General features: G+C 72.7%; 21 protein-coding genes and 1 pseudogene. 8 read left to right on the forward strand and 14 right to left on the reverse strand.

Features of this window, described 5'->3' with window-relative positions:
- Window positions 1-69: 69 nt before the first annotated feature.
- Window positions 70-711 carry an SAM-dependent methyltransferase gene (locus AB0I15_RS60905; RefSeq protein ID WP_358118530.1) on the forward strand — a complete coding sequence of 214 codons (642 nt, stop codon included), beginning with the start codon at window positions 70-72 and terminating at the stop codon, window positions 709-711.
- Window positions 712-725: 14 nt separating this feature from the next.
- Here the strand turns inward: AB0I15_RS60905 and AB0I15_RS60910 are convergent, their stop codons facing one another.
- Window positions 726-2,330, reverse strand: a complete 1,605-nt coding sequence (locus AB0I15_RS60910; protein ID WP_358118532.1) for a benzoate-CoA ligase family protein — start codon at window positions 2,328-2,330, stop codon at window positions 726-728.
- Between the two features lie 115 nt (window positions 2,331-2,445).
- Here AB0I15_RS60910 and AB0I15_RS60915 point away from each other — a divergent pair, with 115 nt between their 5' ends.
- Window positions 2,446-3,270, forward strand: coding sequence for a PaaX family transcriptional regulator C-terminal domain-containing protein (locus AB0I15_RS60915; protein WP_358118534.1), 825 nt, complete (start codon window positions 2,446-2,448; stop codon window positions 3,268-3,270).
- A gap of 34 nt (window positions 3,271-3,304) precedes the next feature.
- On the opposite strand, the gene boxB is transcribed toward AB0I15_RS60915, so the two are convergent.
- The 6 genes from boxB to AB0I15_RS60945 all read right to left on the reverse strand — a co-directional run bounded on the left by boxB (window position 3,305) and on the right by AB0I15_RS60945 (window position 11,301).
- Window positions 3,305-4,714 (reverse strand): benzoyl-CoA 2,3-epoxidase subunit BoxB, encoded by a 1,410-nt coding sequence (boxB, locus tag AB0I15_RS60920; RefSeq protein ID WP_358118536.1) that lies wholly within the window; start codon window positions 4,712-4,714, stop codon window positions 3,305-3,307.
- A gap of 1 nt (window position 4,715) precedes the next feature.
- Entirely contained in the window at window positions 4,716-6,320 is a 1,605-nt protein-coding gene (gene boxC, locus AB0I15_RS60925; RefSeq protein ID WP_358118538.1) for a 2,3-epoxybenzoyl-CoA dihydrolase, read from the reverse strand.
- A 32-nt stretch (window positions 6,321-6,352) separates the two neighbouring features.
- Window positions 6,353-7,213, reverse strand: a complete 861-nt coding sequence (locus AB0I15_RS60930) for an amidohydrolase family protein (protein ID WP_358118540.1) — start codon at window positions 7,211-7,213, stop codon at window positions 6,353-6,355.
- A 94-nt stretch (window positions 7,214-7,307) separates the two neighbouring features.
- Window positions 7,308-9,944 carry a hypothetical protein gene (locus tag AB0I15_RS60935; RefSeq protein WP_358118542.1) on the reverse strand — a complete coding sequence of 879 codons (2,637 nt, stop codon included), beginning with the start codon at window positions 9,942-9,944 and terminating at the stop codon, window positions 7,308-7,310.
- A 38-nt stretch (window positions 9,945-9,982) separates the two neighbouring features.
- Window positions 9,983-10,330: a hypothetical protein gene (locus AB0I15_RS60940; RefSeq protein ID WP_358118543.1), complete on the reverse strand. Its 348-nt coding sequence runs from the start codon at window positions 10,328-10,330 to the stop codon at window positions 9,983-9,985.
- Window positions 10,327-11,301, reverse strand: a complete 975-nt coding sequence (locus AB0I15_RS60945; RefSeq protein WP_358118545.1) for a LysR family transcriptional regulator — start codon at window positions 11,299-11,301, stop codon at window positions 10,327-10,329. The genes AB0I15_RS60940 and AB0I15_RS60945 overlap by 4 nt, the downstream gene beginning before the upstream one ends.
- Before the next feature lie 87 nt (window positions 11,302-11,388).
- Here AB0I15_RS60945 and AB0I15_RS60950 point away from each other — a divergent pair, with 87 nt between their 5' ends.
- Window positions 11,389-12,819 (forward strand): MFS transporter, encoded by a 1,431-nt coding sequence (locus tag AB0I15_RS60950; protein WP_358118547.1) that lies wholly within the window; start codon window positions 11,389-11,391, stop codon window positions 12,817-12,819.
- A gap of 176 nt (window positions 12,820-12,995) precedes the next feature.
- Here AB0I15_RS60950 and AB0I15_RS60955 read toward each other — a convergent pair whose 3' ends face one another.
- The gene (locus AB0I15_RS60955; RefSeq protein WP_358118549.1) at window positions 12,996-13,910 is read right to left on the reverse strand and encodes a MerR family transcriptional regulator; all 915 of its coding nucleotides are present in this window, start codon (window positions 13,908-13,910) and stop codon (window positions 12,996-12,998) included.
- A 62-nt stretch (window positions 13,911-13,972) separates the two neighbouring features.
- On the opposite strand from AB0I15_RS60955, the gene AB0I15_RS60960 reads away from it, so the two are divergent.
- On the forward strand, window positions 13,973-14,719 hold the full coding sequence (locus AB0I15_RS60960) for a maleylpyruvate isomerase family mycothiol-dependent enzyme (RefSeq protein WP_358118550.1): 747 nt from the start codon (window positions 13,973-13,975) through the stop codon (window positions 14,717-14,719).
- A 64-nt stretch (window positions 14,720-14,783) separates the two neighbouring features.
- Here the strand turns inward: AB0I15_RS60960 and AB0I15_RS60965 are convergent, their stop codons facing one another.
- Window positions 14,784-15,629 carry an aldo/keto reductase gene (locus tag AB0I15_RS60965; RefSeq protein ID WP_358118551.1) on the reverse strand — a complete coding sequence of 282 codons (846 nt, stop codon included), beginning with the start codon at window positions 15,627-15,629 and terminating at the stop codon, window positions 14,784-14,786.
- A gap of 107 nt (window positions 15,630-15,736) precedes the next feature.
- Here AB0I15_RS60965 and AB0I15_RS60970 point away from each other — a divergent pair, with 107 nt between their 5' ends.
- Window positions 15,737-16,435 carry a sulfotransferase family protein gene (locus tag AB0I15_RS60970; RefSeq protein ID WP_358118553.1) on the forward strand — a complete coding sequence of 233 codons (699 nt, stop codon included), beginning with the start codon at window positions 15,737-15,739 and terminating at the stop codon, window positions 16,433-16,435.
- An 8-nt stretch (window positions 16,436-16,443) separates the two neighbouring features.
- On the opposite strand, the gene AB0I15_RS60975 is transcribed toward AB0I15_RS60970, so the two are convergent.
- Genes AB0I15_RS60975 through AB0I15_RS60990 form a run of 4 tightly spaced genes read right to left on the reverse strand, consistent with a single transcriptional unit; the run spans window position 16,444 to window position 20,040 of the window.
- Window positions 16,444-17,088 (reverse strand): response regulator transcription factor, encoded by a 645-nt coding sequence (locus AB0I15_RS60975; protein WP_358118555.1) that lies wholly within the window; start codon window positions 17,086-17,088, stop codon window positions 16,444-16,446.
- Complete coding sequence (locus AB0I15_RS60980) at window positions 17,079-18,275, reverse strand: histidine kinase (protein ID WP_358118557.1); 1,197 nt, start codon at window positions 18,273-18,275, stop codon at window positions 17,079-17,081. The genes AB0I15_RS60975 and AB0I15_RS60980 overlap by 10 nt, the downstream gene beginning before the upstream one ends.
- 11 nt (window positions 18,276-18,286) lie before the next feature.
- A complete protein-coding gene (locus tag AB0I15_RS60985) occupies window positions 18,287-19,078 on the reverse strand; it encodes an ABC transporter permease (RefSeq protein ID WP_358118559.1) in 792 nt (263 codons plus the stop codon).
- Window positions 19,075-20,040, reverse strand: coding sequence for an ATP-binding cassette domain-containing protein (locus AB0I15_RS60990; protein WP_358118561.1), 966 nt, complete (start codon window positions 20,038-20,040; stop codon window positions 19,075-19,077). Before AB0I15_RS60990 ends, AB0I15_RS60985 begins: the two co-directional genes overlap by 4 nt.
- Window positions 20,041-20,263: 223 nt before the next feature.
- Here AB0I15_RS60990 and AB0I15_RS60995 point away from each other — a divergent pair, with 223 nt between their 5' ends.
- The 3 genes from AB0I15_RS60995 (at window position 20,264) to AB0I15_RS61005 (ending at window position 23,472) form a co-directional block, all read left to right on the forward strand.
- Entirely contained in the window at window positions 20,264-21,178 is a 915-nt protein-coding gene (locus tag AB0I15_RS60995) for an alpha/beta hydrolase (RefSeq protein WP_358118562.1), read from the forward strand.
- Window positions 21,175-22,764, forward strand: a complete 1,590-nt coding sequence (locus AB0I15_RS61000; RefSeq protein WP_358118564.1) for an NAD(P)/FAD-dependent oxidoreductase — start codon at window positions 21,175-21,177, stop codon at window positions 22,762-22,764. Before AB0I15_RS60995 ends, AB0I15_RS61000 begins: the two co-directional genes overlap by 4 nt.
- Window positions 22,765-22,827: 63 nt before the next feature.
- A complete protein-coding gene (locus AB0I15_RS61005; protein ID WP_358118566.1) occupies window positions 22,828-23,472 on the forward strand; it encodes a TetR/AcrR family transcriptional regulator in 645 nt (214 codons plus the stop codon).
- 125 nt (window positions 23,473-23,597) lie between these two features.
- Here AB0I15_RS61005 and AB0I15_RS61010 read toward each other — a convergent pair.
- Window positions 23,598-24,061: pseudogene (locus AB0I15_RS61010) on the reverse strand (hypothetical protein); the annotation flags it as partial.

The raw sequence follows: 24,061 nt of genomic DNA on the forward strand, positions 1-24,061 counted from the left end.
ATCCCCTTTCGGCGACGACTTCACCTCAAGTCCCGGGACAACTCCTCCGTCTCGACAGAGAGAGGCCGCATGCCAAGCCTTCCCGAGCTCATGCACCGTACGTTCTTCCGTACGCTCTCCCTGCTCTCCCCCCAGGGCCAGGGGACGGTCCTGCGCCGCTACTTCGACTGGCGGCACCGCGTCCCCGACCCGTGGAGGCTCGCGACCGACAGTTACGAGCAGCAGAAATACCGCTCCACGCTCAAGCTGCTGCCGCCCAGGCCCTACCGGCGCATCATCGAGGTGGGGTGCAGCGAGGGGGTGTTCACGAACGCGCTGGCGGCGGCGTACCCGGAGGCCGAGATCGTCGGGGTGGACGTCTCCGAGCGGGCCCTGGCGCGGGCGCGGGCGCGCGTGCCGGACGACGGGCGCGTACGTTTCATCCGCGCCGACATCCTCACCCACCCGCCGGAGCGGAGCTTCGACCTGGCGTTCTGCTCGGAGACCCTCTACTACCTGGGCCGCCATGAGCGGCTGCGGCACGCTTCGGCGCAGTTGAGCGCGCTGCTGGTGCCGGACGGCGTCCTCGTGGCCGTGCACCCCTGGCCGGAGGCGACGCGGCTGCACGGCTACCTGGACGCGCAGGCGGCGCTGTCGCGGCTGACCGAACAGGTCTACAAGGGCGGTCCGCGGCCGTTCGCCATCACGGTCTACGAGACGCGGGCGGGCTGACCACCTGCCCGGCGTCAGGGGTGCTTGTCCAGGAGGTCGGCGGCGATCCGGCGGACCACCACGCGCTGGATCTTGCCGGTCGCCGTCTTGGGCAGCTCGTCCAGGACCAGCACCTCGCGGGGGCGCTTGAACGAGGCCAGGCCCTCCTTGCAGAAGCCGATCAGCTCGCCGGCGTCCACACGGTGGCCCTGGGCGGAGACCACGCACGCCACCGGCTTCTCCAGCCCCTCGCCGTCGACGTAGGCGACGACGGCGCACTCGCCGACCGACTCGTGCTGCAGCAGCCTGGCCTCGACCTCCATGGGCGACACCCAGATGCCGCCCGCCTTGATCATGTCGTTGGAGCGACCGAGACAGCGGTAGAAGCCGTCGTCCTCGCGGACGTAGGTGTCCCCCGTGCGCAGCCACTCGCCCTGGAACACCTGCCGGGTGGTGGCCGTGCGGCACCAGTAGCCGGTGGCGATGGAGTCGCCGCGGACGTACAGGTGTCCCGGTTCGCCGTCCGCGACGGGGGCGCCGGTCTCGTCGAGGAGCCTGACCTCGTAGCCGGGGACGACCCGGCCCGAGGTGCCCGGGCGTACCTGGCCGGGGTGGTTGCTGATGAAGATGTGCAGGGCCTCGGTGGAGCCCAGGCCGTCGATGATGTCCACGCCGAAGCGGCCGGTGAAGCGGCGGTAGATCTCGGCCGGGAGCGCCTCGCCCGCCGAGACCGCCAGGCGGACCGGGGCGAAGGTGTCGTCGGGGGCGTCGGAGGCGAGCAGGGCGGCGAAGAACGTGGGGCCGGCGAAGAACAGGGTGGGGGCCGCGTCGGTGACCCTGGCCAGCACGCCGGCGGGGGTGGGGCGGGCGGGGTCGAGAATGGCGGTGGCGCCGGCGGCCAGGGGGAAGAAGATCGAGTTGCCGATGCCGTACGCGAAGAACAGGCGCGCCACCGAGAAGCACCGGTCGTCCGGGCGGATGCCCAGGACCTGGCGGCCGTAGGTCTCGTAGACCTGCCTGATCGAGCCGTGGCGGTGCATGGCCGCCTTGGGGGCGCCGGTGGTGCCGGAGGTGTAGAGCCAGAGGGCGGGTGAGTCGTACCAGGTCTCGTACGGGGGGTCGGGGATCTCGCGCGGCCGGCCGGCCGTCCTGCCGGCCTCGAGCACGTCCGACCACAGGCACACGGGCACCCCCACGTCCGCCATGGCCGTGCCCGCCAGGCCGGCCGGGGCCTGCGTGGGCACGAGGGCCACCACCTCGGGGGCGTCGCGCAGGGCCTCGTGGACGGCCGTCTCGAACTCGGGGGTGGCGACGACGACCCGCGCCCGCGAGTCCCTGATCAGGGTGGCCAGCTCGGTGCCGTTGTACATGGTCGACACCGGCACGGCGACCGCGCCCATGCGCATGACGGCCAGAATGGTGATCGCGGTCTCCGGGCGGTCGGACATGACGAGCAGGACCCGCTCCTCCGGCCGGACGCCGAGCACCCGTAAGCCGGTGGCCAGCTCCGCGACGTGGGCGGCGAGCTGGGCGTACGTGAGCGTGCCGGCGGGGCCGGTGATGGCGACATGATCCCCACGGCCCGCCTCGACCTGGCGATCGACGAGATAGACGCTGGCGTTGAAAGACTCGGACGTCATGGCCGTCCCCATCCGCAGGCACCCGACATTCGTAGGCAAATCTTCTACATAGAATTGATGCTGCGTCAATGACTTGTAGCATTGATGCGGTCACCGCACGAAAGGAGCCCCCGCCTTGAGCCAGTCGCTGGGACGGCCGTGGCGTCAGGCGAGCGCCCGGTCGCTGCTGCTGACGGTGCTCGGCGAGTTCGTCCTCCCCCACGACCGGCCGGCCTGGACGTCCTCGCTCCTCCACGTGCTCGGCGGCTTCGGCGTGGAGGAGAAGTCGGCCCGGCAGGCGTTGTCGCGCATGGCCGCCGACGGCTGGATCACCTCGGAACGCTCGGGCAGGCGGGTGCGCTGGGCCCTGACGCGACGGGGGCGCGAACTGCTGACGGAGGGGGCCGAGCGCATCTACGCCTTCGGGCGGCGCCGCGAGTCGTGGGACGGCCGCTGGGTCGTCCTCATCACGACCGTGCCGGAGTCCCGGCGGGAGCTGCGCCACCAGCTCCGCACCGGCCTGACCTGGGCGGGCTTCGGCAGCCCGGTGCCCGGGGTGTGGGTGAGCCCGCACGCCTCACGCGAGGCCGAGGCCAAGCAGGTCGTCGAGGGCCTGGGCCTGGACCTGTCGGCACACTCCTTCAACGGCCCCTACGCGGGCATCGGCTCGGAACGCACGCTCGTCGACCAGGCGTGGCATCTGGGAGAGCTGGCGGGCCAGTACGAGCGGTTCATCCACGACTTCGCCGGCATGCGGCCCCGAACGGGCGACCCGGTCCTGCTGGCCCAGATCCGGCTCGTGCACGAGTGGCGGCGTTTTCCCATGCTGGATCCGGAGCTGCCGCTGGAGCTCCTGCCGCCGGACTGGATCGGCATACGCGCGGCCAACGTCTTCAACGACCTGCACAACGGCTGGCGGCCCGGCGCCCAGGAGCGCTGGTCCCAGCTCGGCTCCACCTAGGTCCTGGACGCCCGGATCCTGGACGGCGGGCCGATCAGAGGTGGACGTACTCGTAGTCGAGCGGCCGGCCGTTGATGCCGTTGCGCGGCGGGGCCACCCAGGCGGCGATCTTCCCCGGTTCGTAGACGGGACGCATCAGCGCCTGGACGTACGTCTTGTCCTCGGCCGTCGGCAGCCACCGGTCGCGGCCCGCCTCCCAGGCCGCCTGGTCGATCAGCCGCCCGTCCGGTGAGACGTGGTGCCCGGCGAACGTGCCCACCTGGCGGTTGAAGCCCACGTGCGGCAGGTAGAGCGTCGTGTCGAGCCCGTGGTCGGCGAGGATGCGGTTCCACCGGTTCACGCCGGTGCCGCAGTCGGCGACGTACTCGCCGCGCAGATCCGCGTTGAGCGCCGTCAGGGCGGGCAGCCGGACGTCGGTCAGGCGTCCCTGCTCGACGTACGGGACGACGGCGACCGACTCGGTGAGCAGGTGATCGTCCTTGCGCCGCTCCTCCTGCCAGCGCCCCTTGAGCCCGGCGGTGAAGTAGTTGGCCACGTTGGTGGACGTCTCGCCGCCGAAGAGATCGAGGCTGACGCTGTAGTGGAAGTTGATGTACTTCTGAATGACCTCAAGCGGAATGCCGCCATGTTTGCTGATGTCGTCGCTGTCGTGCTCGCGCATGAGCTGCGCCGCCCGCTCCACCACCCGGTCCACGCCCGTGGTCCCCACGAACATGTGGTGGGCCTCCTCCTTGAGCATGAACTCACAGGTGCGGCTGAGCGGGTCGAACGCCGACTCCTTCAGCGTCCCGAGCTGATACTTCCCGTCCCGGTCGGTGAAGTACGTGAACATGTAGAACGACAGCCAGTCAGGCGTCTCCTCGTTGAAGGCGCCCAGGATGCGCGGCGAGTCCTCGCTGCCCGAGTTGCGCAGCAGCAGCGCCTCGGCCTCGTCCCGGCCGGAACGGCCGAAATAGGCGTGCAGCAGGTACACCATCGCCCAGAGGTGCCGCCCTTCTTCCACGTTGACCTGGAAGAGGTTGCGCAGGTCGTAGAGCGACGGGGCGGTCAGGCCGAGCCGCCGCTGCTGCTCGACGCTGGCCGGCTCGGTGTCGCCCTGGATGACGATGAGCCGCTGCAGGTCGGCCCGGTACTCGCCGGGCACCTGCTGCCACACCGGCCGGCCCTTGTGCTGGCCGAACCCGATGCGCCGGTCGGTGTCCCGTTCGGCCAGGAAGATGCCCCAGCGGTACTCCGGCAGCGCCACGTGATCGAAGTGCGCCCATCCTTCGCGCCCGACCGCGACGGCCGTGCGGAGGTAGACGTCCTGGGTGGGCAGGGCCGGGCCCATCTCCGACCACCACTGCAGGAAGCGCGGCTGCCACGACTCCAGCGCCCGCCGCAGGCGGCGGTCCTCGGCCAGGTTGACGTTGTTCGGGATGCGCTCGGAGTAGTCGATGCTCATCTCAGACTCGCTTCCGGTCGAACTCGGGCCGCCGGCCGGTGCCGTAGCGCCGCAGGGCGCCCTCGGGGCCCGAGGCGTTGGGGCGGGTGAAGATCCAGTTCTGCCAGGCGGCGAGGCGGGCGAAGATCTTGGTCTCCATGGTCTCGGGGCCGGCGAAGCGGTGGTTGGCCTCCATGCCGGTGAGCGCGTCGGGGCTCAGCGCCGCGCGTTCCTCGAGCGCCAGACGTACCTCGTCGTCCCAGTCGATGTCGTCGGGGGCGAACGTCACCAGCCCCAGCTCCAGCGCCTCGGCCGCCCCGATCCGCCGCCCGGCCTCCTGCTCCAGCTTGGCCACGTGATCGGGCTCGGCGTGGAAGCGCGAGGCGAGCCGGGACAGCCCGTTGCCCATCGGATAGGCGCCGAAGTTGGCGCGGGACAACTGGACGGCGTTGCCGTCGGGGTTCTCGGGGTCGTCGAGCATGTACTGGCGGTCGCAGGCCAGGGCCAGCTCCAGCAGCGGGCCGGCGAAGCAGCTACCGGGCTCGATGAGGGCGATCAGGCTGCGGCTGGTGACGTCCAGGCGTTTCAGCGTCCGTTTGTAGTAGTGCCTGATCTCGCCGTGGGGCCAGTCGTCGGTGTCGAGGTCGCAGGCCAGGACGGCGTCGGGGTCGCCCTCGGTTCTGATGATCCAGGTGCCGTGCTCCAGCTCGTTCGTCCGCAGGCGGAGGATGAGGTCGTCGAGCTCCCGGGTCATCCGGAGCAGCCACCGGCCGTCGTCAGGCGGGGTTCCCCTTCCCGGGCCGTACACGGTGATGGTGGCCTGGCACCGGTCGTCCAGTTCGGCCTTGACGGTGGAGTAGACGTACCCGTCCGGGTCGAGCGGCGGGAGCGGGATCGGCGGGGCCGTGGGCGGGCGAGGGGAACGGGCGGCGGCCTCGGTGGCGCGACGGTGCACCGTCTCCTCGAACCGGCTGCGGGGCACCGCCTCGTCGACCAGCTTCCAGGCCACCGCGGTCTGCCCGCGCACCCCCTCGCTCCGGGTGGCGAACACGTCCGCCAGGTCCTTGCGCACCCCGCGCTTGTCGGTGAGGCGGGTCAGCCCGCCCGTGCCCGGCAGCACCCCGAGCAGGGGAACCTCCGGCAGGGACACCGCCGTGGAGCCGTCGTCGATCAGGATGATGCGGTCGCAGGCCAGCGCGAGCTCGTATCCCCCGCCCGCGGCGGTGCCGTTGACGGCGGCGAGGTAGGTCTGTCCCGAATGGGCGGTGGCGTCCTCGATGGCGTTGCGGGTCTCGTTGGTGAACTTGCAGAAGTTCACCTTCCAGGCGTGCGACGACTGGGCGAGCATGCGGATGTTCGCCCCGGCGCAGAAGACCTTCTCCAGCCCTCCGGTGAGGACCACCGCCCGCACTTCGGGGTGCTCGAAGCGGAGACGCTGCACGGCGTCGTAGAGCTCGATGTCGACCCCGAGGTCGTACGAGTTGAGCTTGAGGTCGTAGCCGGGGACGATGCCGGCGCTCTCGTCGACCGTGAGCACGAGCCGGGCGATCTCACCGTCCGTCTCCAGCCGGAGGTGGCGGTAGCTGCCGGGATCTGTGGCGAAGGAGACCTCTGGCTGTCCGGTCATGTCTCCAAGTTCAACAGTGGAGACCAGGTACGTCAAGCCTGTGTAGAGCTTTTGAAGTAGACGCGCAGCGCGTTGCCTCCGAGCACCATGGCCTGCGTGTCCGCGTCGAGGCCGAGCGCCGCCACGGCGCGGGCGTTGCGGGCGATGCCGGGGACGCCGGGCCAGTCCGTGGCGAAGATGAACTTCCGGGCCAGGCGCCGCAGGTCGAAACGCTGGTAGTAGTCGGGCAGCCGGGCGGGCGGCAGGCCGGACAGCTCGATCCAGACGTGGTCGTGCATGAGGGCGAGGAAGGCCGCCTGGTCGTACCACCAGCCGCGGCCGCCGTGCGCGAGCACCACCGTGAGCTCGGGGAAGTCGCGCAGGACCGGGTCGAGCAGCTCGGGGGCGGCCACGGAGTTCACCGAGCCGGGGAAGGTGCTCGTGCCGCAGTGCACGACCACCGGCAGACCGCGTTCGACGCAGGCCTGATAGGCCGGGTAGAGCATCGGGTCGGCCGCCGAGAAGCCGCCGTGGACCGGGTGGACCTTGAGCCCGACGGCGCCGAGCTCCACCTGTCTCAGCAGTTCGGCGGCGATCGGGTAGTGCAGGTGGGGGTTGACGTTGGCGAGGAAGGCGAACCGGTCGGGATTGTGCTTGACGATCGGCAGCAGGTCCTCGACGGGCTGGATGCCGGTGACCTTGGGGCTGTACTCGCAGAGCAGGATCGCCCGGTCCACCCCCTCGCCCTCCAGCAGCTCGTCGAACGCGGCCGGCACCACCACGCCGTCCTCGTCGAAGGCCGACCGCCAGCCCGGGGCCCCGAACTGCTCGGCCCACCGGGACCAGGCGGGCTTGAGGGTGGACAGTCTCGGGGGATGGAGGTGGGCGTCCACCAGGAGTCGTCCGTCCAGCATGGCCTCGACTGTATACAGACCCATGGCGCTGCATCAATGGAATGTAGAGGGTCCGTGCCGCTGCCGGGGGAAGCGGGGGCCGTGCGCCCCGACGTCACCAGGGATCGACGTCGGCGCCGGTGGTGACGATGCGCAGGGCCGTGGAGGCCACCCACGGGCGGTCGTGCGAGCCGATGCCGCCATAGGCCGGCATCGGCAGCTCGGGGAGCAGGGCGAGCACCGCGCTCAGGTGGCGGCATTTGGCGGCCTTGATGGCGAGGTCGAAGGTCGGGACCTGACGGCGGCCCGGCGGCGTGCGGAGCAGCTCGGCACGCGCCTGGGTGAGGACCTCGAGGTCGGCGTCGCCGGGCTCGGCCGCTCGGCCGTGCGCGGCGTTGCGTTCCGCGATCGGCACGGCGTCCTCCACCCAGCAGTTGTAGCGCTCACCCCAGTCCACGAGCATGCGCGGCAGGCCGTGCACGACGAGGAGCCGCTGCGCGCCCCAGTCCCGGAACCAGCCGTCACCGGAGCCGAGCAACTGCTCGGCGAGCTCCACCTCGCCCTTGCGCAGCAGGTAGCCCAGGAACGGGATGCCGACGTCGCCGCCGGCCGCGCCGCTCCCCTCGGCGAGCAGCGCCCGCGCCTCGTCCGTACGGCCGCACTCCATCAGGGCCCGGACGACCGGGAGGGCGTGATCCCAGCCGCCGCCCCGCTCGCGGACCTTCTCCCGTGCCCGGCCGAACCACGCGTCGGCGCGTTCACCGTCGCCCAGCAGCGCACAGGCGGCGGCCACGGCGCCCGCCGCTGAGGCCGGCTCGTCCCGCATGTCCTCGAAGGCCGCGTCGTACGGGTCGAAGACGGAACGGGCGTCGTCCTCCAGCCCCGAGGCCGCGAGGAGCATCGCCACCTCGGCGGCGACGCCCGGCCGGTGGCGTTCGAGGCAGGTCCCGATCAGTTCCCGCGCCCCTTCCGTCTCCCCGCGCAGCGCCCGGATCACGGCCGCGGAGCGGAGCGCCTCGTCGGCCCAGAAGTGGTGGTGGTCGACCCCGTACGCCACGACCGCCTCCCGGAAGGCCTGGAAAAGGTCCTCGACGGTGGCGGTGTTGGGCGGCGGCCACTCCTGGGGAGCCGGTTCGGGCATCACCCGGTCGCGGAAGGGCTCGAAGTAGGCGTACAGCGGCTCGGGCACGCGTTCGGCCGCGGCGGGCGCGTCGGGGACGACCTCCAGCTCGCCCCAGTGCACGGGCCAGGCGAACCGCCCGTCGAGCGCCCAGGCGAGGGTCGCGGCCAGGTCGTCCTCCCGCCCGGGAGGGGCGATCACGAGCCCGGGCGGCAGGGCGACCGCCCAGGTGTCGTCGTCCAGCGCGAACGTGGGGTTGGGCTCGGGGTACATGTCCTCCCCGAAATCCTCGTCCGCCAGCATCAGGGGGCGCGGCGCGGACGGCTGCCGCAGCAACCTGAAGTCGCCGATCACCTCGCCGGAGTCCGCGCGCAGGAACCGCAGCACCGCCGGGCCCAGCAGCACGAGCACGTCGTCGGCGCCCCAGTGCACGCCCGTGGCCTCGGCGGGCGCGTCGAAGGAGCGCAGGCGTCCGCCCGGCTCGTCACCGAGCGACCAGATCTCGACACGGCCCTCCGCGGTCAGGCACGCGGCACGGTCGCCGTCCGGCGCCCAGGCCCAGGGCCGCACGTCCAGTTCGTAGCCCGGCTCCCGCAGGGCGAGGTCGAGGTCGTAGCGGTGCTGTCCGGTGCCGTCCACGACTCCGACGCGGGACCCGCACTCGACGATCGCCAGGCGCGTGCCCCACGACATGAACGTCATCTTGGCGTATCCGGGCCCCTCGGCCACCCGCCGGCCGGTCAGCGCGTCCGCGATCACCAGGTTGCCGGCGTGGTGGTAGGCGACGAGGCTTTCGTCCCGGCTCCATTCGGCCGACGGCCACGTGCGGTTCCGCTCGCCCTCGGCCATCCAGACGACGCCGCCGGACACGGCGTCGATCGAGCAGACCCGCCCCTCGTGCAGGTGCCCGTAGAGCCGCCGGCCGTCGCGCGACCAGGCGACCCGGTCGAGAACGAACCGGCCGAGGTCCGACAGCGGCTCGATCCTGGAGTCCCCGGGCCAGACCTCCCCGTCGTCCAGCGGGACGACGGCGCCGTGGGCGCGGGGGTCCTCCTCCTGGAGCACGTAGGCGCGCTCGCCGCCGGGCGCGAGGGCGTACGGGTCCGGGCGCCCCGAGTAGGTGAGGCGCGCGGTTCCGATGGGCGCGTTCCTGACGCCGAACGGGTCCCAGACGCCCACGTTGTTCGACCTGTACGCCAGGGCGATGCGCGACTCGTCCGCCGACCACTGGATGACCTCGCCATAGCCGGGCCAGCCGATCCCGCCCTCGATCCAGTCGATCACGTTGACGCACCGCCCGGTGGTGACCTCCCAGATCTGCAGGGTGGCTCCGCGCTCGTAGTCGTCGCCGCCGAAGTCGCCCACCGCCAGATACCTGCCGGACGGGCTGAGCCGCTGCGCGGTGATCTCGACCTGGTGGACGTCCGGATGGCGCAGCAGCACGCCGCGCTCCCGGATCCGCTCGGTCGCGTACCGGTGCGCGTCGCCGACACCGTGACGCCGCTCCAGGCCGGCGAGGGCGGTGCGCAACGGGACGAGGTCCCGCTCGGGGACGAACGCGCTCCAGTCCGTGGCCCGCAACGCGGCCTCGAACGCCTCCGGCCCGGTCTCGGGCCAGTCGGTGATCTTCATGACCAGAGATCGTACGAAAAGTCATGTCGTTCCGGACGTCACTTCGCGTTTTCCCTCGACGGGCGGCGGTCGAGGGACTGGGTCCATTTGACGGCCACCGCCGCCACCTGGATCAGCTCGGCACGCAGCCGGTCGGGGTCCGACTCCGCGAACGCCTCCAGGACCTCCTCCGCCAAGATGTGCCGCCAGGTCAGCGCGCCGTCCTCGGCCGCGGTGTCCGTCTTCAGCCTGGCCACGCCGGACTCGGCCACCAGTTCCGCACCTCCGGTGCCGTCGGGCAGCACCTGCATGCCCCACCTCACGTCCTGGGCCACGCGTTCGGCCGCCACGTCCGCCAGGACCCTCGCCAGCGAGCCCGGTACGCCCGCGTCACCGTCATGTGTCATGATCCCCAGTCTGGCGCAGGCGTCCGCGCCTGGTCAGGGGCGGGGCGGAAGCCGGGGCCGAGGTCGGTGCGGCCGGAGGAGGCGTGGTCGCGGAAGGCGCGTACGGCCGGGGTGAGGCGCTCGCCCCTCGGCCAGCTGATCCCGATCGTCCTGAAGAGGGGCGGCGACAGCGGGATCTCGACCACGCCCCCGGCGGGCGGCTGGCCGGAGCGGGGCAGGACGGCCACGCCCAGGCCCGCCGCCACCAGACCGCGGAGGGTCTCCGACTCCTGCCCCTCGAACGCGATCCGCGGCTCGAACCCCGCCTCCGCGCACAGGTCGTCGGTGATCTGGCGCAGCCCGTACCCGTGCTCTAGCGTCACCAGCTCCTCCTCCGCCAGGTCGGCGATCCGCACCCGCCTGCGGGCGGCGAAGCGGTGGGACGGGGGGACCGACAGCACCAGCTCCTGTTCGGCCAAGGGGCGGCTGGCCAGGTCGGGGTCGTCCAGCGGCATGGGGGCGACGAACACCAGGTCGATCTCGCCCTCGTGGAGCGCGCGCAGCATGTCCTGCCGGGAGCCCTGCGCGAGGCTGAAGCGGATGCCGGGGTTGCGCTCGCGGAACCCGCCGATGAGGGACGGCACGAGGGTGCGGCCGAGGAGGTGCAGGAAGCCGAGGACGACGCGGCCGGTGCCCGGGTCGATCTCCTCGCGGACCTCTCGGGCGGCGGCGGCCATGGCGGCGAGCGCCCGGGTGGAGGCGGCGGAGAGCATCCGGCCCGCCCTGGTCAGGCGGATGCCACGGCCCGACGGGAGGACGAGCGGGGCGCCGACGAGGTCCGCGAGCGCGGCCAGGCGGCGGCTGGCGGTGGGCTGGGGGATGCCGAGGAGTTCGGCGGCGCGGGTGACGTGGCCGGTTTCGCCGACGGCGGCCAGCAGGGCCAGGGCGGGGGCGAGGCGGGCGGCCAGCTCGTCGTCGGACTCATACGTCATGGTATGAATTATCGCCTATTTGTGCATTAGACGTATTTATTAGCCTTGCTTAGCGTTGCGGGTGTGGTGGTTACCCAGGCTCCCCCGGTGAACACGCGGCGGGTCAGTGCGGCCGTGGCGTCGGCCGGGCTGTCGTCGTTCGCCCTGCTGTACGTCCCGCAGCCCGTCCTTCCGCAGCTCGCGGCCGCGTACCGGCTGGATCCGGGGAGCGCGTCGCTGGCCATCGGGGTGGCGACGGCCTCGCTGGCGGTGGCCGTGCTGCCGCTGGCCTGGGTCGCCGGCCGGGTGGGACGGCGGCGGGTGATCCTCTGGTCCGTGGTCGTGTCGGCGCTGATCGGGCTGCTGCTGCCGCTGGCCCCGTCCTTTCCCGCGCTGCTGGTGATGCGCGGGGTGCAGGGGGTGGCGATCGCGGGGTTCGCGGGGGTGGCGGCGGCGTACCTGGCCGATCAGGTCGGTACGGCGCGACTGCCCGGCGCAGTGGGCGCGATGATCGCGGGCAACTCGGTCGGCGGGATGCTCGGCAGACTGGGCGCGGGGTTCACGGCCGGTCCGCTGGGGTGGCACGCGGCGCTGGTGGCGGTGGCGGGGGTGTCGCTGGTGTGCGTGCTGTTCACGGTGATGACCCTGCCACGAGAGGCCCCCGGAACACCCCGCCCCGACCCCGGCGAACCGGACGGGCCGGACCCCCGTGAGCCGGCGGCACCCGAACGGGTCACGCACGAACTGGGGGCCCGGTCCGGCGTGGCGGTCGGCGCAGGACCGAGCCCGGCCATCGGGGTCGGCGACCTCCGCCAGAGCGAGTCGATGGACGGGCCTGGGACCGGGCGGGGTGAGGTGCCAGGCGACTCAAGGCGTGAGGTAGCGGGCGGGGCGAGGCGTGAGATGCCGGACGGGCCCAAGCATGAGATGCCGGGCAGGCCGGTGGTGGATGGGCGGCGGGAGCGGTTGGGATGGGGGCTGATGGGGCCGTTCGCTGTGGGGACGCTGGCGACGGGGGCGTTCGTGGCGCTGTACAACGCCGCCGGTTTCCGGCTCGCCGCGCCGCCCCTTTCCCTCACCCCGGCCGCCGCCTCCCTGGTCTTCCTGTCCTACGCCATGGGCACCGCCTCCTCCGCCGCCACCGGCCGCATGGTGAACCGGCTCGGCCGTACTCCGACGCTGGTCACGGCGCTGCTCGCCACCGTCGTCGGCACCGTCCTGACCGCCCACTCCGCGCTCCCCGTCGTCGCACTCGGCTTCGCCGTACTGACCGCCGGGTTCTTCGCCGCCCACGCGATCGCCAACGCCTGGGTCACCGCCGCCGCACCCCCGCACTCCCGTGGCCGCGCCGCCGGCGTCTACACGCTCTGCTACTACCTGGGCAGCGGCGCGGGCGGCACGGCGGGCGGCATCGTGTACGGCCACGCGGGCTGGACCTGGCTGATCGCATTGACCTCGGCCTGGCTGCTCCTGGCCGCCATCGCCGTCCTCGTCAGCCGCAGACACCCACCAACCTTGCGAGCCAAGCCAGGAACCTAGCGACATAAGTCAGGAGCCGGGCGAGCCGGACCGGGACCGTGGGCCGGACCGGGCACGGGAGACGGCGGGCCGGGCCGGGAGACGGCGTCGAGCGGCCTGGCGCTCAGTTCGCACTCAGTTCGCGTGATGGCGGGGCCGAAAGCCGTGACGGCCAGAGCTCGAGGATGGCGGGGCCGTCACGGGGTGATCGAGCGTTCGAGGGAGTCGGTCAGCCACAGGTGGGTCGCACCGAGCGTGGCGCGGTCGCCGCTGACCTCGCTCACGAGCCGCCAGTAGCGGCGCATGCGGGGGTCGCGGTCGGGCGCCACGTTGGCGAGCAGCTCGCGCCGGAACCCAGGGCTGTCGCGGCGGCCGCGTACGGAAGCGTGGACGGCCACGAAGTGGGCCAGCTCGGGCCCCTCGCGCGGCGGCTCGCCGGCCAGCACGAGCGGCTCCACCAGCGTGCACGCCTCACCGACGCCGAACATGAACGCGTTCTCGTCGCCGATCTCGCGGACGTTGACCAGCCCTCTGGCACGCAGCCGCCGCGTGAGCGACCGGTCGCCGACCAGGGCGACGAGCTCGGCGTACGCGACCACCTGTGGCGGGCTCGGGGCGACCGGCGGCTCGGGCACGGCCATGGCCACGAACGCCCCGAACGTCTCGTCGGCGATCGGCGCGATCATCTGCCGCCGCCAGAAGCCGACCAGCGTGTCACGGGCGGCGGTGCCGTCCTCCACCGCCGCCAGCAGCTCCAGCCGGGCGGCCCGGTCGCCGGCGCCGGCCTCCTCGACCGCCCGCAGCGAGGCCCGCCGCCAGGCCAGCTCGGCCAGCCGTACGTCGAGCGCCGCCCGCTCGGCCGCGACCACCTCGGCCACCGAGCGCTCACCGCTGAGCACGCGGGCGATCGCGCTCAGCCCGAGCCCGAGCCCGCGCAGCCGTCTGACCAGGCCGAGCCGCTCGACGGCCGCCCGGTCGAACCTGCGGTGGCCGCCGGCGCTGCGCACCGACTCGATGATCCCCTCGTCGCAGTAGAAGCGGATCGTCCGCACCGGTACGCCGGTGAGACCGGCCAGATCCCCGATCCCGAGCGTTTCATCGCGTAAAGGCACTTGAACCTCCACTCGGCTGGAGTTTCTACCGTATCGGCGTACCCGTTGAGAGGAGTCACGTCATGACCACGCTGGACACCGGGCGGCTGGTGGAGGGGATGCGCGAGGAGATCGAGGCGTTCGCCCGCACGGTCGCCGGAGGGGATCCCGAGGCCAAGGTGCCCACCTGCCCCGAATGGCGGCTGCGGGACCTGGTCGGGCACATCGGGCAGGCGGAGCGCTGGGCGGCCGAGCTGGTGCGCACGACCGCGCCCCTGCCCATCCCCGACCCCTTCGAGGCCGAGCGGGTCGCGCCGGAGAGCTGGGCGCGGTGGCTGCGGGACGGCGCCGAGGAGCTGATCGCCGCGGTCGTCGAGTCGCCGCGGGACGCCCAGGTGTGGTCGGTTCTGGGCCCGGCGCCGGCCAGGTTCTGGCTGCGCAGGATCCTCTGCGACACGATCGTCCACCGCTACGACGCGTCCGCCACGACGGGCGTCCCGCACGAGCTCGCCGGGGACCTGGCGGCCGACGTGCTGCGGGAGGGTCTGGAGCTGCTGTCGGCGCCGGGGGTGGAGACGTTCAAGCCGGAGCTGGCCGAGTTGCGCGGGAGCGGCCAGAGCATCGGGGTCCGGCCGGACGGCATGGAGGGCTGGCTCATCGTCAGGACGCCCGAGGGGGTCCGCTGGGAGCTCGGGCGCGCTGACGGCGACGTCGTGGTGTCGGGACCGGTGCGGGAGCTCATGCTGGTGTTCACACGGCGCGTGCCCCCGGGGCGGGTGTCAGGGGATCGGGCGCTGCTGGAGCACTGGCTGGCCAACACCGCGTTCTGACGGCCGGCCGGCCGTTCGGGAGCAGGCGAGAGATCCGGCGGCAGGTCAGAGATCCGGGAGCAGGTCAGAGCTCGACGTGGGTGTCGGGGTCGCCACCGAGGCGCCCTCCGCCGCCGGGGGCGTCAAGGGCGTCGAGGCGGGCCATCTCCTCCTCCGACAGGCTGAAGTCGAACACCTCGAGGTTCTGCCGCATGCGCTCGGGGTTCGACGACTTGGGGATGGGCACGGCGCCGAGCTGCACATGCCAGCGGAGCACCACCTGGGCCGGCGTACGCCCGTGGGCCGCGGCCACGCCCGTGACGGCGGGGTCGTCGAGCAGCTTGTTCCCGGCGCCGAGGGGGCTCCACGACTCGGTCACGATGCCGTGCTCGGCGTGCCAGGCCCGCAGGTCGCGCTGCGAGAAGCCAGGGTGGAGCTCGACCTGGTTGACGGCGGGCCACACCCCGGTCTCCCCGGCCACCCGCTCGATCTGCTCGGGCGTGAAGTTGGAGACGCCGATCGAGCGGGCCAGGCCCTGCTCCCGCAGGTGCACGAAGGCCCGCCAGGTGTCGGTGTAGAGCCCGCGCCCCGGCAGCGGCCAGTGGATGAGATAGAGGTCGACGTAATCGAGGCCGAGCCGGGCGCGGCTCTCCTCGAAGCCGCGCATGGCCGCGTCGTATCCGTGCTGGGAGCCGCGCAGCTTCGTGGTGACGAACAGGTCGTCCCGCGCCACGCCCGCGTCCGCCACACCGGCTCCCACGCCGGCCTCGTTGCCGTAACTGGCGGCGGTGTCGATCAGCCGGTAGCCGAGCGAGACGGCGTGGGCCACGGCCTGGCGAGCCTCGTCGTCGTCCATGGGCCAGGTGCCCAGGCCCAGACGCGGCATCTCGCGCCCGTCGGCCAGCATGACGGTCATGTCCTCCCCCTCCATAGAGCTGAGTGTCCTTACCCCGGCGCCACCCCGCCAATCCGCCGGGGAATGTCACACTCGCCCCCCGGTCAGCCTCTGATGAGGTAGATCACAAAGGGAGGTGCACTATGTTGACCGTGATAGGAGCGGGTTTACCGCGTACGGGCACCAGCTCGATGAAGGCGGCGCTGGAGCGCCTCGGATTCGGTCCCTGTCACCACATGTTCGACCTCATGACCGTTCCCGGGCGCGTGGAGAGGTGGCTGCCCCTGGCCGAGGGCGCGAAAGTGGACTGGGACCACCTGTTCGAGGGCTACCGCTCCGCACAGGACTGGCCGGCCTCCGCCTTCTGGCGGGAGCAGGCCGAGGCGTATCCGAAGGCGAAGATCGTCCTCACCGTACGCGACCCGCACGCCTGGTACCTCAGCATGGGGGCGCTCATGGCCATCGGCCCCCAGCGGATCCTGCCCGACGACATGCCCGAGGCGGGCGCGGTCGTGTTCAGAACCATGATGCGGCTCGGCCCGCTGCTCGACCACATCTCCCGGACGATGTTCGACACCGACCGGCCGTTCAGGGAGGGCCTGCCCGACGAGGAGAGCGCGGTGGCGGCGTTCGAGCGGCACGTGGCCGCGGTGAAGGCGGCCCTGCCCGCGGAGCGGCTGCTGGTGTTCGACGTTCGTGAGGGGTGGGAGCCGCTCTGCCGGTTCCTGGGCGTGGACGTCCCCGGAGAGGAGCCGTTCCCGCATCTGAACGACGCCCAGTCGATGCGCCGGACGCTGGACCGGCTGGCCACCGACGGCACGATCGTCTCGCCCTTCTCCTGAGGGACCGCTCAGCTCTCGAGATAGCGCAGGATCGCCAGCACACGGCGGCTGTAACCGGGGTCGTGGGGCAGGTCGAGCTTGTCCATGATGGCGTTGACGTGCTTCTCGACCGTGCTGAGCGAGACGTGCAGGCGCTCGGCGATGGCCGTGTTCATCAGCCCCTGGGCGAGGTGTCGCAGCACCTCGCCCTCGCGGGGGCTCAGCCTGCTCAGCGGGTCGGCGTGGGTGGTGCGGGCCAGGAGCCGCCGGACGACATCGGGGTCGAACGCGGTGCCGCCGGCGTGGATCCGCTCCAGCGCGTCGAGGAACTCGGCCACCTCCGAGACCCGGTCCTTGAGCAGGTAGCCGAGCCCTTCGGTGGAGCCGGCCAGGAGCCGGGCGGCGTAGTGCGGCTCGACGTACTGCGACAGGACGAGCACGCCGACGTCCGGCAGCCGCTCGCGGATCTCCAGCGCCGCCCGCAGGCCGTCGTCCTTGTGGGTGGGCGGCATGCGCACGTCGATCACCGCCACGTCGGGCCGGTGCCGCTCGACGGCGTCGAGCAGCGCGGGCGCGTCCGCGACGGCGGCGACGACGTCGTGCCCGGCGTCGTCGAGCAGCCGGGTCAGGCCCTCGCGCAGCAGCACGGAGTCGTCGGCCAGGATCACCCGCACGGCGGCACCTTCGGCAGCGTGGCGGCGATCCTGGTGGGCCCGCCGGGCGCGCTGTCGACGGTGAACGTGCCGTCGAGCGCCAGCACCCGCCGGGCCAGCCCGGACAGGCCGCCGCCCGCGGGGTCGGCCCCGCCCCCGCCGTCGTCTGAGATCGCCACGCTCACCGTCCGCTCGTCCTCGCTCAGCACGACCAGGATGTCATGCGCGCCGGCGTGCTTGATCGCGTTGGTGATCGCCTCGCGGGCCACGAAGTACAGGGCGGTCTCGACTTCGGAGACGGGCCGGCCGGTCAGGCCGTCGTGCACGGTCACCGGCACGCTGGAGCGCTCGGCGACGCCCGCGAGCGCGGAGCGCAGCCCCAGCTCGTCCAGTGCGGTCGGGTAGACGCGCCATGCCACGCTGCGCAGCTCGTCGAGGAGCCGGCGCGACTCGGTGTAGGCCTGTGCGACCAGCTCGGCGGTCTTGGCGTGGTCGGGGCTGTGCCGGGCGCGGCCGAGCAGCATGGCCAGCGCCACACCCCGCTGCTGGACGCCGTCGTGCAGGTCGCGCTCGATCCTGCGCCGCTCGTCGTCCACGGCCCTGACGATGCCGGAGCGGGTCGCGGTCAGCTCGGCGATGCGGCGGCGCATCAGCTCCTGGTCGCCGGGGCCGAGGAAGTGGCCGGCGAGGCGGCGTTCGAGGGCCGCCACGCCCAGGACCATGAGGGCCGCCACGGCCAGCAGGACCACCCCGCCCGACAGGCCGAGCGCCCAGCCGCTGGTGACGATCCTGACGCCGGGCAGGGTGAGGGGGACCGCCGGCGACCCGCCGCGGAGCAGGTCCCAGAAACCGCCGAAGAGCAGCAGACCGGCCACGAAGAGGGTCGCCGAGCAGGCGTACCCGCCCAGGACGCCCAGCACGGCGCGGGCGGCCAGGAAGACGAGGCCGCCGTCCCGCTCGGTGGCGTCGTGACCGAGCCAGCGGGAGAGCCGGGCGCGTTCCAGGGTCATGAGCGCGGCCAGCCCGCGCGTGACGGCGGGCCGCAGCGCGGGGATCTGGGACGCGGGCCACGCGACACAGACGAAGGCCAGCTCGACGAGGCCGAGAGCCATCCCCAGGAGGACGCCGGCCAGCACCCGAACGATCCGGCCACCCGACACCTTGCCGTCTGAGCTGTCGGAGCCGTCTGACATCTTGCCGTCTGACACGGGCGTCGAGTCTAGGCGTCGCGGCGGCGGAGCACCGCGTGGCCCGCCGCCACGCCCGCCGCCGTCCAGGCCAGCAGCCAGACCAGGCCCTCCCCCGCCGAGTACGGCATGGGCCCGCCGGTCAGGTTGTCGGTGCTGCCCATGAACGCCAGCCCGGCGAACATCGGCATGCGCATCGAGGCGTCCACCGCCGCCTGGCTCCCGGTCATCAGCAGCATCAGCGGCAGGCCCATGAGCAGCATGAACACCACCGTCAGCGTCCCGGCCGCGCTGCGCATCGCCGCCCCCACGCCCACCGTCATCACCGACACCAGCGCGAAGAACACGCCCACGCCCAGCAGGTCGAGCGCGGCCTCACCGGCCGGCAGCACGACGAGCCCGCCGAACACCTCCGCCGACAGCACCACGTACACGGCCGCCGTGGCCACCGCGCCCGTCACCACCCCCGTCACGAACATCACCGGCGCCACCACCAGCGCCTTGGCCGCCAGCACCACACCCCGCACGGGCGTGGCCTGCAAGGTGGCGCGGATGCCGCCGGAGGCGTACTCGGAGGTGATCGTCAGCATGGCCGGCGCCACCAGCGCGAACTGCACGAACGACGTGGCCGAGACCACGGGCTCGCTCGCCGTCACCCGCACGCCCGCGGCGCCCTCCCGCAGCGCCTCGGTGGCGATGCCGCCGCCCAGCGTGACCGCGGTCAGCACCGTGAGCGCCAGCGCGCAGGCCAGGCACCACCACGTGGACCTGACCGACCACAGCTTGCCCCACTCGGCCGCGACGGCCTGCCTCAGCGTGCTCATACCCGTGCCCTCCCAGCGCCGTGTGCAGCAGTGCCGTGTCCAGTGCCGTGTCCAGTGCCGTGTCCAGTGCCGTACTCGACGCTCTCCGATGTCAGCTCCTGGTAGGCCTGTTCGAGGGAGGCCTCCCTGGTACGCAGCTCGTGCAGCCGGATCCCGGCCGCGTGCGCCAGGTCGCCGATCCGCTCGATGGGGGCGCCGGTGGCCTCCAGTTCGTTCTCGCCGAGGCGGCCCACGGTGATGCCGTCGGCGCGCAGGCGGGCCGCGAGGTCGCCGGCGTGCGGGCTGCGTACGAGGACGGCCGTCAGCGAGCTGCCCGCGATGACCTCGGCGAGCGGCGCGTCCATGATGAGCCGGCCCCTGCCGATCACCACGAGGTGGTCGGCGGTGAGCTGCATCTCGCTCATGAGGTGGCTGGAGACGAACACGGTACGGCCCTCGGCGGCGAGCGAGCGCATGAGCCCGCGTACCCATCGCACCCCGTCGGGGTCGAGCCCGTTGACGGGCTCGTCGAACATCAACACCTCGGGATCGCCCAGCAGCGCCGCCGCGATGCCGAGCCGCTGGCTCATGCCCAGGGACAGGGTTCCGGCGCGCTTGCGGGCCGCGCCCGCCATCCCGACCGTCTCCAGCACCTCGCCCACCCGCCGCCGCGCGATGCCGTTGCCGCGGGCCAGCGCCACCAGGTGGGCGTGACCGCTGCGGCCCGGGTGCAGGGCCCGCGCGTCGAGCAGCGCGCCCACGGTGCGCAGCGGGTTCCTGATCCGCTGGTACGGGACTCCGCCAATGAGCGCGACGCCCGAGGTGGGCCGGTCGAGGCCGAGGATCAGGCGCATCGTGGTCGATTTGCCCGCCCCGTTCGGCCCGAGGAACCCGGTCACGGTGCCCGGCTTCAGCTCCAGTGACAGGTCGCCGACCGCGAGCCGGTCGCCGTACCGTTTGCTCAAGCCCTTCAGACTGATCATGCCGCCCCACGCTAGGCAGCGGCCGTCCCCGCCACCATGGGGGCGGACCGCCGACCTCAATGGCGGGAAACCGCAATACGAGCACAGTCGTCCCGCGCGACGGTGACCGCGGCTGCTCCCGCGACTGGCCCCCAAAACCGGACGACTTCCGTCCGTTGACGCGAAGCACCCGGGATCTTACGTTGAGGGGACCTTTCGCTCGGACCCCTGAGGTGACGCGCCCATGTCCCTTGACGAAGCGACCACACGATTCCTGCAGCAGCTCGCCGAGGCGGGCGGCAAGCCGCTGCACGAGATGACGCCCGAGGAGGCGCGCGCCCTCACCGCCGCGCTGAGCGACCTGTACGGCAAGGGCCCCGACATGGCCCAGGTCGACGAGGTGCGCATCGAGGGTGAGGACGGCGGCACGTTCCCGGCCCGGGTCCTGACCCCGTCGCCCTCCCCCAGAGCGGTGATCGTGTACTACCACGGCGGCGGCTGGGTCATCGGCGGCCTCGACGAGTTCGACACCCTGGCCAGGGAGCTGGCCCACCGCACCGGCTGCGCGGTCGTCCTGGTGGACTACCGCCTGGCCCCCGAGCACCGCCACCCGGTCGCGGCCCGCGACGCCTACGCCGCGCTGCTCTGGGCCGCCGCCGCCCTGCCGGACCTGCCGATCATCGTGGCGGGCGACAGCGCGGGCGGCAACCTGTCGGCCGTCGTGACCCAGCGGGCCAGGGACGAGGGCGGCCCGGCCATCACACTGCAGGTGCTGGTCTACCCGGTGACCGACTGCGACCTGGACAACGCCTCCTACACCGACCCGGCCAACCAGCTCATGCTCAGCCGGGACACGATGATCTGGTTCTGGGACCACTACGCCCCCGACCCGGCCCGGCGGACGTCCCCCGACGCCTCGCCCCTGCGCGCCGCCGACCTGTCGGGCCTGCCGCCCGCCGTGGTGCTGACCGCCGAGCACGACGTGCTGCGCGACGAGGGCGAGGCCTACGCCGAGCGGCTGCGCACGGCGGGGGTGCCGGTGGAGTTCCGGCGGTTCGACGGCCAGATGCACGCCTTCTTCACCATGGTGAACGTGCTGCCGGGCAGCGCCGCCGCGCTCGACCTGATCACCGGGGCCGTCGACGGGAGCCTGCGATGACGTACGACGCCGTGGTGGTGGGGGCGGGCTTCGCCGGCATGTACATGCTGCACCGGCTGCGCGGCCTGGGCATGTCCGTCCGCGCGTACGAGACCGGCGCCGGCGTGGGCGGCACCTGGTACTGGAACCGCTACCCCGGCGCCCGCTGCGACGTGGAGAGCCTGCAGTACTCCTACTCCTTCTCCGACGAGCTGCAGCGGGAATGGGAGTGGAGCGAGCGCTACCCGTCCCAGCCCGAGATCCTCCTGTACGCCGAGCACGTCGCCGACCGCTTCGACCTGCGCCGCGACATCCAGTTCGAGACCAGGGTGACGCGGGCGGCCTACGACGAGACGGCGAACCTGTGGCGGGTGGAGACCGACCGCGGCGACCGGGTGGCGGCCCGCTACCTGATCACGGCGGTCGGCTGCCTGTCGGCGTCCCGCGTGCCCGGTTTCCCCGGCGCCGCCTCCTTCCCGGGGCCGAGCTACCACACCGGGCGCTGGCCGCACGAGGGCGTCGACTTCACCGGCCGGCGGGTCGCCGTCATCGGCACGGGCTCGTCCGGCATCCAGGCCATCCCGGTCATCGCCGCGCAGGCCGCGCACGTGACGGTGTTCCAGCGCACCCCGAACTACAGCCTGCCCGCCCACAACAGGCCCATGGAGCCGGAGTACCAGGGCTGGTTCAAGGCCGGCCACGCCGGGCTGCGCACGACCATGCGCGAGTCCGCGGCCGGCATCCTGAGCGACCCCAATCCCGATTCCGCGCTGGAGGCCAGCGAGGAGGAGCGCGCCCGCGTGTTCGAGTCCCGCTGGGCGAAGGGCGGGGTGTCCTTCATGGCCTCCTTCGGCGACATCGCCGTCAACCCGGAGGCCAACGAGATCGCCGCCGAGTTCGTCCGCGGCAAGATCCGCGAGATCGTGACCGACCCCGAGGTGGCGGAGCTGCTCTCGCCCAGGAACCATCCGATCGGCAGCAAGCGCATCTGCGTGGACACCGGCTACTACGCCACCTACAACCGCCCGGACGTGACCCTGGTGGACGTGCGCCGCGCCCCGATCGAGGAGATCACGCCGACCGGTGTGCGCACGGCCGACGCCGAGTACCCCGCCGACGTGATCGTCTACGCCACCGGCTACGACGCCCTGACGGGGCCGCTGCTCGCCATGGACCTCACCGGCAAGGGCGGGTTGTCGCTGCGGCGCAAGTGGGCGGCGGGGCCCCGGACGTACCTGGGGCTGATGACGGCGGGCTTCCCCAACCTGTTCACCATCACCGGCCCCGGCAGCCCCTCCGTGCTGAGCAACATGATCGTCTCGATCGAGCAGCACGTGGACTGGATCACCGGATGCCTGGGATGGCTGCGGGACGGGCAGGTCGCCACCATCGACGCCGACCCGCTGGCCGAGGACGCGTGGGTGGAGCACGTCAACGAGGTCGCCGGATACACGCTCTTCCCCCGGGCCGACTCCTGGTACCTGGGCGCCAACATCCCGGGCAAGCCCCGGGTGTTCATGCCGTACGCGGGCGGGGTGGGGGCGTACCGGGTGCTGTGCGACCAGGTCGCGGCGGACGGTTACCGGGGTTTCGTCCTGTCGGCCTGACCTTGCGGGATCTCCTCCGGGCGAGACGGTGAGGTCACTACTGTTCACCCTGGAGGTGACGCCGTGCCCGAGTCCTCGACCGGCACAGCCGGTCCCGGCCGGCCCCGGGACGCCGAGGTTGACCGCAAGGCCCTCCAGGCCGCGATCGAGCTCTACGCGGAGCTCGGCTGGGCCAAGTTCACGCTCGACGCGGTGGCGCGGCGGGCCGGCATCGGCAAGGCGGCGATCTACCGGCGCTGGGCGGCCCGCGACCGGCTGGTCTCCGACGCCATGAAGGCGGCCCTGCTGCTGCCCGAGGCCGTGATCGACACCGGCACGCTCCGGGAGGACCTGCGCGCGCTGGCACGGTCCACGATGGACCATTACCTCGGCCCGTACGGGCTGGCGGGCCTGCGCCTGCACGTCGAGGCCCGCGCCCATCCCACGCTGTTCGGCGAGCTGGCGGCCGGGATCCGGCGCACGCGGGTGCTGGAGGCCCGCGCGATCATCCGCCGCGCCATCGCCCGGGGCGAGCTGGGCGAACAGGCGTCCCCGTCGCTCATCCTCGACACGCTGGTGGGCGGGCTGCTCAACCACGTGCTGGCCACACCGGAGGAGCTGCGGCCGGAGATGACCGCGCAGAGCGCCCGCTACGTCGAGGACATCACGACGTTCGTCCTCACCGCCGCCGTCGCGATCTACCCCCCGCCCTGCCCCTCGCCGGGCTGACCGATTGGTCTGGAGGCGCCGACGCCCCCGCTGTTACCCTCGGCCGCATGAAACGAGTCATCGCCATCATCGCGATCTCGGCTGCCGGCCTGTTCTCGTTCTCGATCGCCCTGGCTCCACAGGCGTCAGCCCACGGCGGAACCATCCACTCCAACAACTGACCGCACGGTCAGCACAGCGGCGTCGCGCGGGAGCGCGGCGCCGTCACCGTAGGCGGCCTCGAACGCCGCCGCGCCGAGCAGCTCCCGGGCCCGCTCGGCGGGACGCAGCAGGTTGTCGAACCCGCTCAGGTCCGCCGTCCCGCGCAGCGCCGTCGCCGCGCCGAGCAGGCGGGCGGCCCCGGCGGGATCGTCGCCGGCCAGGACGGCGGCCCGCAGGTGCGCCACGGCGGCCAGGACCGGCAGGTCCACCTCACCAGCCACCTCACCGGCCACCTCACCGGCCACCTCACCGGCCAGCTCACCGGCCAGCTCCGCCGCGGCGGCGAGCGGCGCCCCTGCGCCCTGCGCGTCGCCGTCGAGCAGGGCGGCCATGTGCTGTAGGTGATGACCCCCTCGCGGCCGGCCGCCTTCAGCCCGGCGTCGCGAAC

Origin of the sequence: Nonomuraea sp. NPDC050643 (assembly GCF_040654715.1) — a bacterium.
In the GTDB taxonomy this organism is placed as follows: domain Bacteria; phylum Actinomycetota; class Actinomycetes; order Streptosporangiales; family Streptosporangiaceae; genus Nonomuraea.

Excerpts from the sequence above, each read along its gene's own strand:
- AB0I15_RS60905 (WP_358118530.1), top strand. The coding sequence starts at position 70 with ATGCCAAGCCTTCCCGAGCTCATGCACCGTACGTTCTTCCGTACGCTC.
- AB0I15_RS60910 (WP_358118532.1), bottom strand. The coding sequence starts at position 2,330 with ATGACGTCCGAGTCTTTCAACGCCAGCGTCTATCTCGTCGATCGCCAG.
- boxB (WP_358118536.1), bottom strand. The coding sequence starts at position 4,714 with ATGAGCATCGACTACTCCGAGCGCATCCCGAACAACGTCAACCTGGCC.
- boxC (WP_358118538.1), bottom strand. The coding sequence starts at position 6,320 with ATGACCGGACAGCCAGAGGTCTCCTTCGCCACAGATCCCGGCAGCTAC.
- AB0I15_RS60930 (WP_358118540.1), bottom strand. The coding sequence starts at position 7,213 with ATGCTGGACGGACGACTCCTGGTGGACGCCCACCTCCATCCCCCGAGA.
- AB0I15_RS60935 (WP_358118542.1), bottom strand. The coding sequence starts at position 9,944 with ATGAAGATCACCGACTGGCCCGAGACCGGGCCGGAGGCGTTCGAGGCC.
- AB0I15_RS60940 (WP_358118543.1), bottom strand. The coding sequence starts at position 10,330 with ATGACACATGACGGTGACGCGGGCGTACCGGGCTCGCTGGCGAGGGTC.
- AB0I15_RS60945 (WP_358118545.1), bottom strand. The coding sequence starts at position 11,301 with ATGACGTATGAGTCCGACGACGAGCTGGCCGCCCGCCTCGCCCCCGCC.
- AB0I15_RS60960 (WP_358118550.1), top strand. The coding sequence starts at position 13,973 with ATGACCACGCTGGACACCGGGCGGCTGGTGGAGGGGATGCGCGAGGAG.
- AB0I15_RS60965 (WP_358118551.1), bottom strand. The coding sequence starts at position 15,629 with ATGGAGGGGGAGGACATGACCGTCATGCTGGCCGACGGGCGCGAGATG.
- AB0I15_RS60970 (WP_358118553.1), top strand. The coding sequence starts at position 15,737 with ATGTTGACCGTGATAGGAGCGGGTTTACCGCGTACGGGCACCAGCTCG.
- AB0I15_RS60985 (WP_358118559.1), bottom strand. The coding sequence starts at position 19,078 with ATGAGCACGCTGAGGCAGGCCGTCGCGGCCGAGTGGGGCAAGCTGTGG.
- AB0I15_RS60990 (WP_358118561.1), bottom strand. The coding sequence starts at position 20,040 with ATGATCAGTCTGAAGGGCTTGAGCAAACGGTACGGCGACCGGCTCGCG.
- AB0I15_RS60995 (WP_358118562.1), top strand. The coding sequence starts at position 20,264 with ATGTCCCTTGACGAAGCGACCACACGATTCCTGCAGCAGCTCGCCGAG.
- AB0I15_RS61000 (WP_358118564.1), top strand. The coding sequence starts at position 21,175 with ATGACGTACGACGCCGTGGTGGTGGGGGCGGGCTTCGCCGGCATGTAC.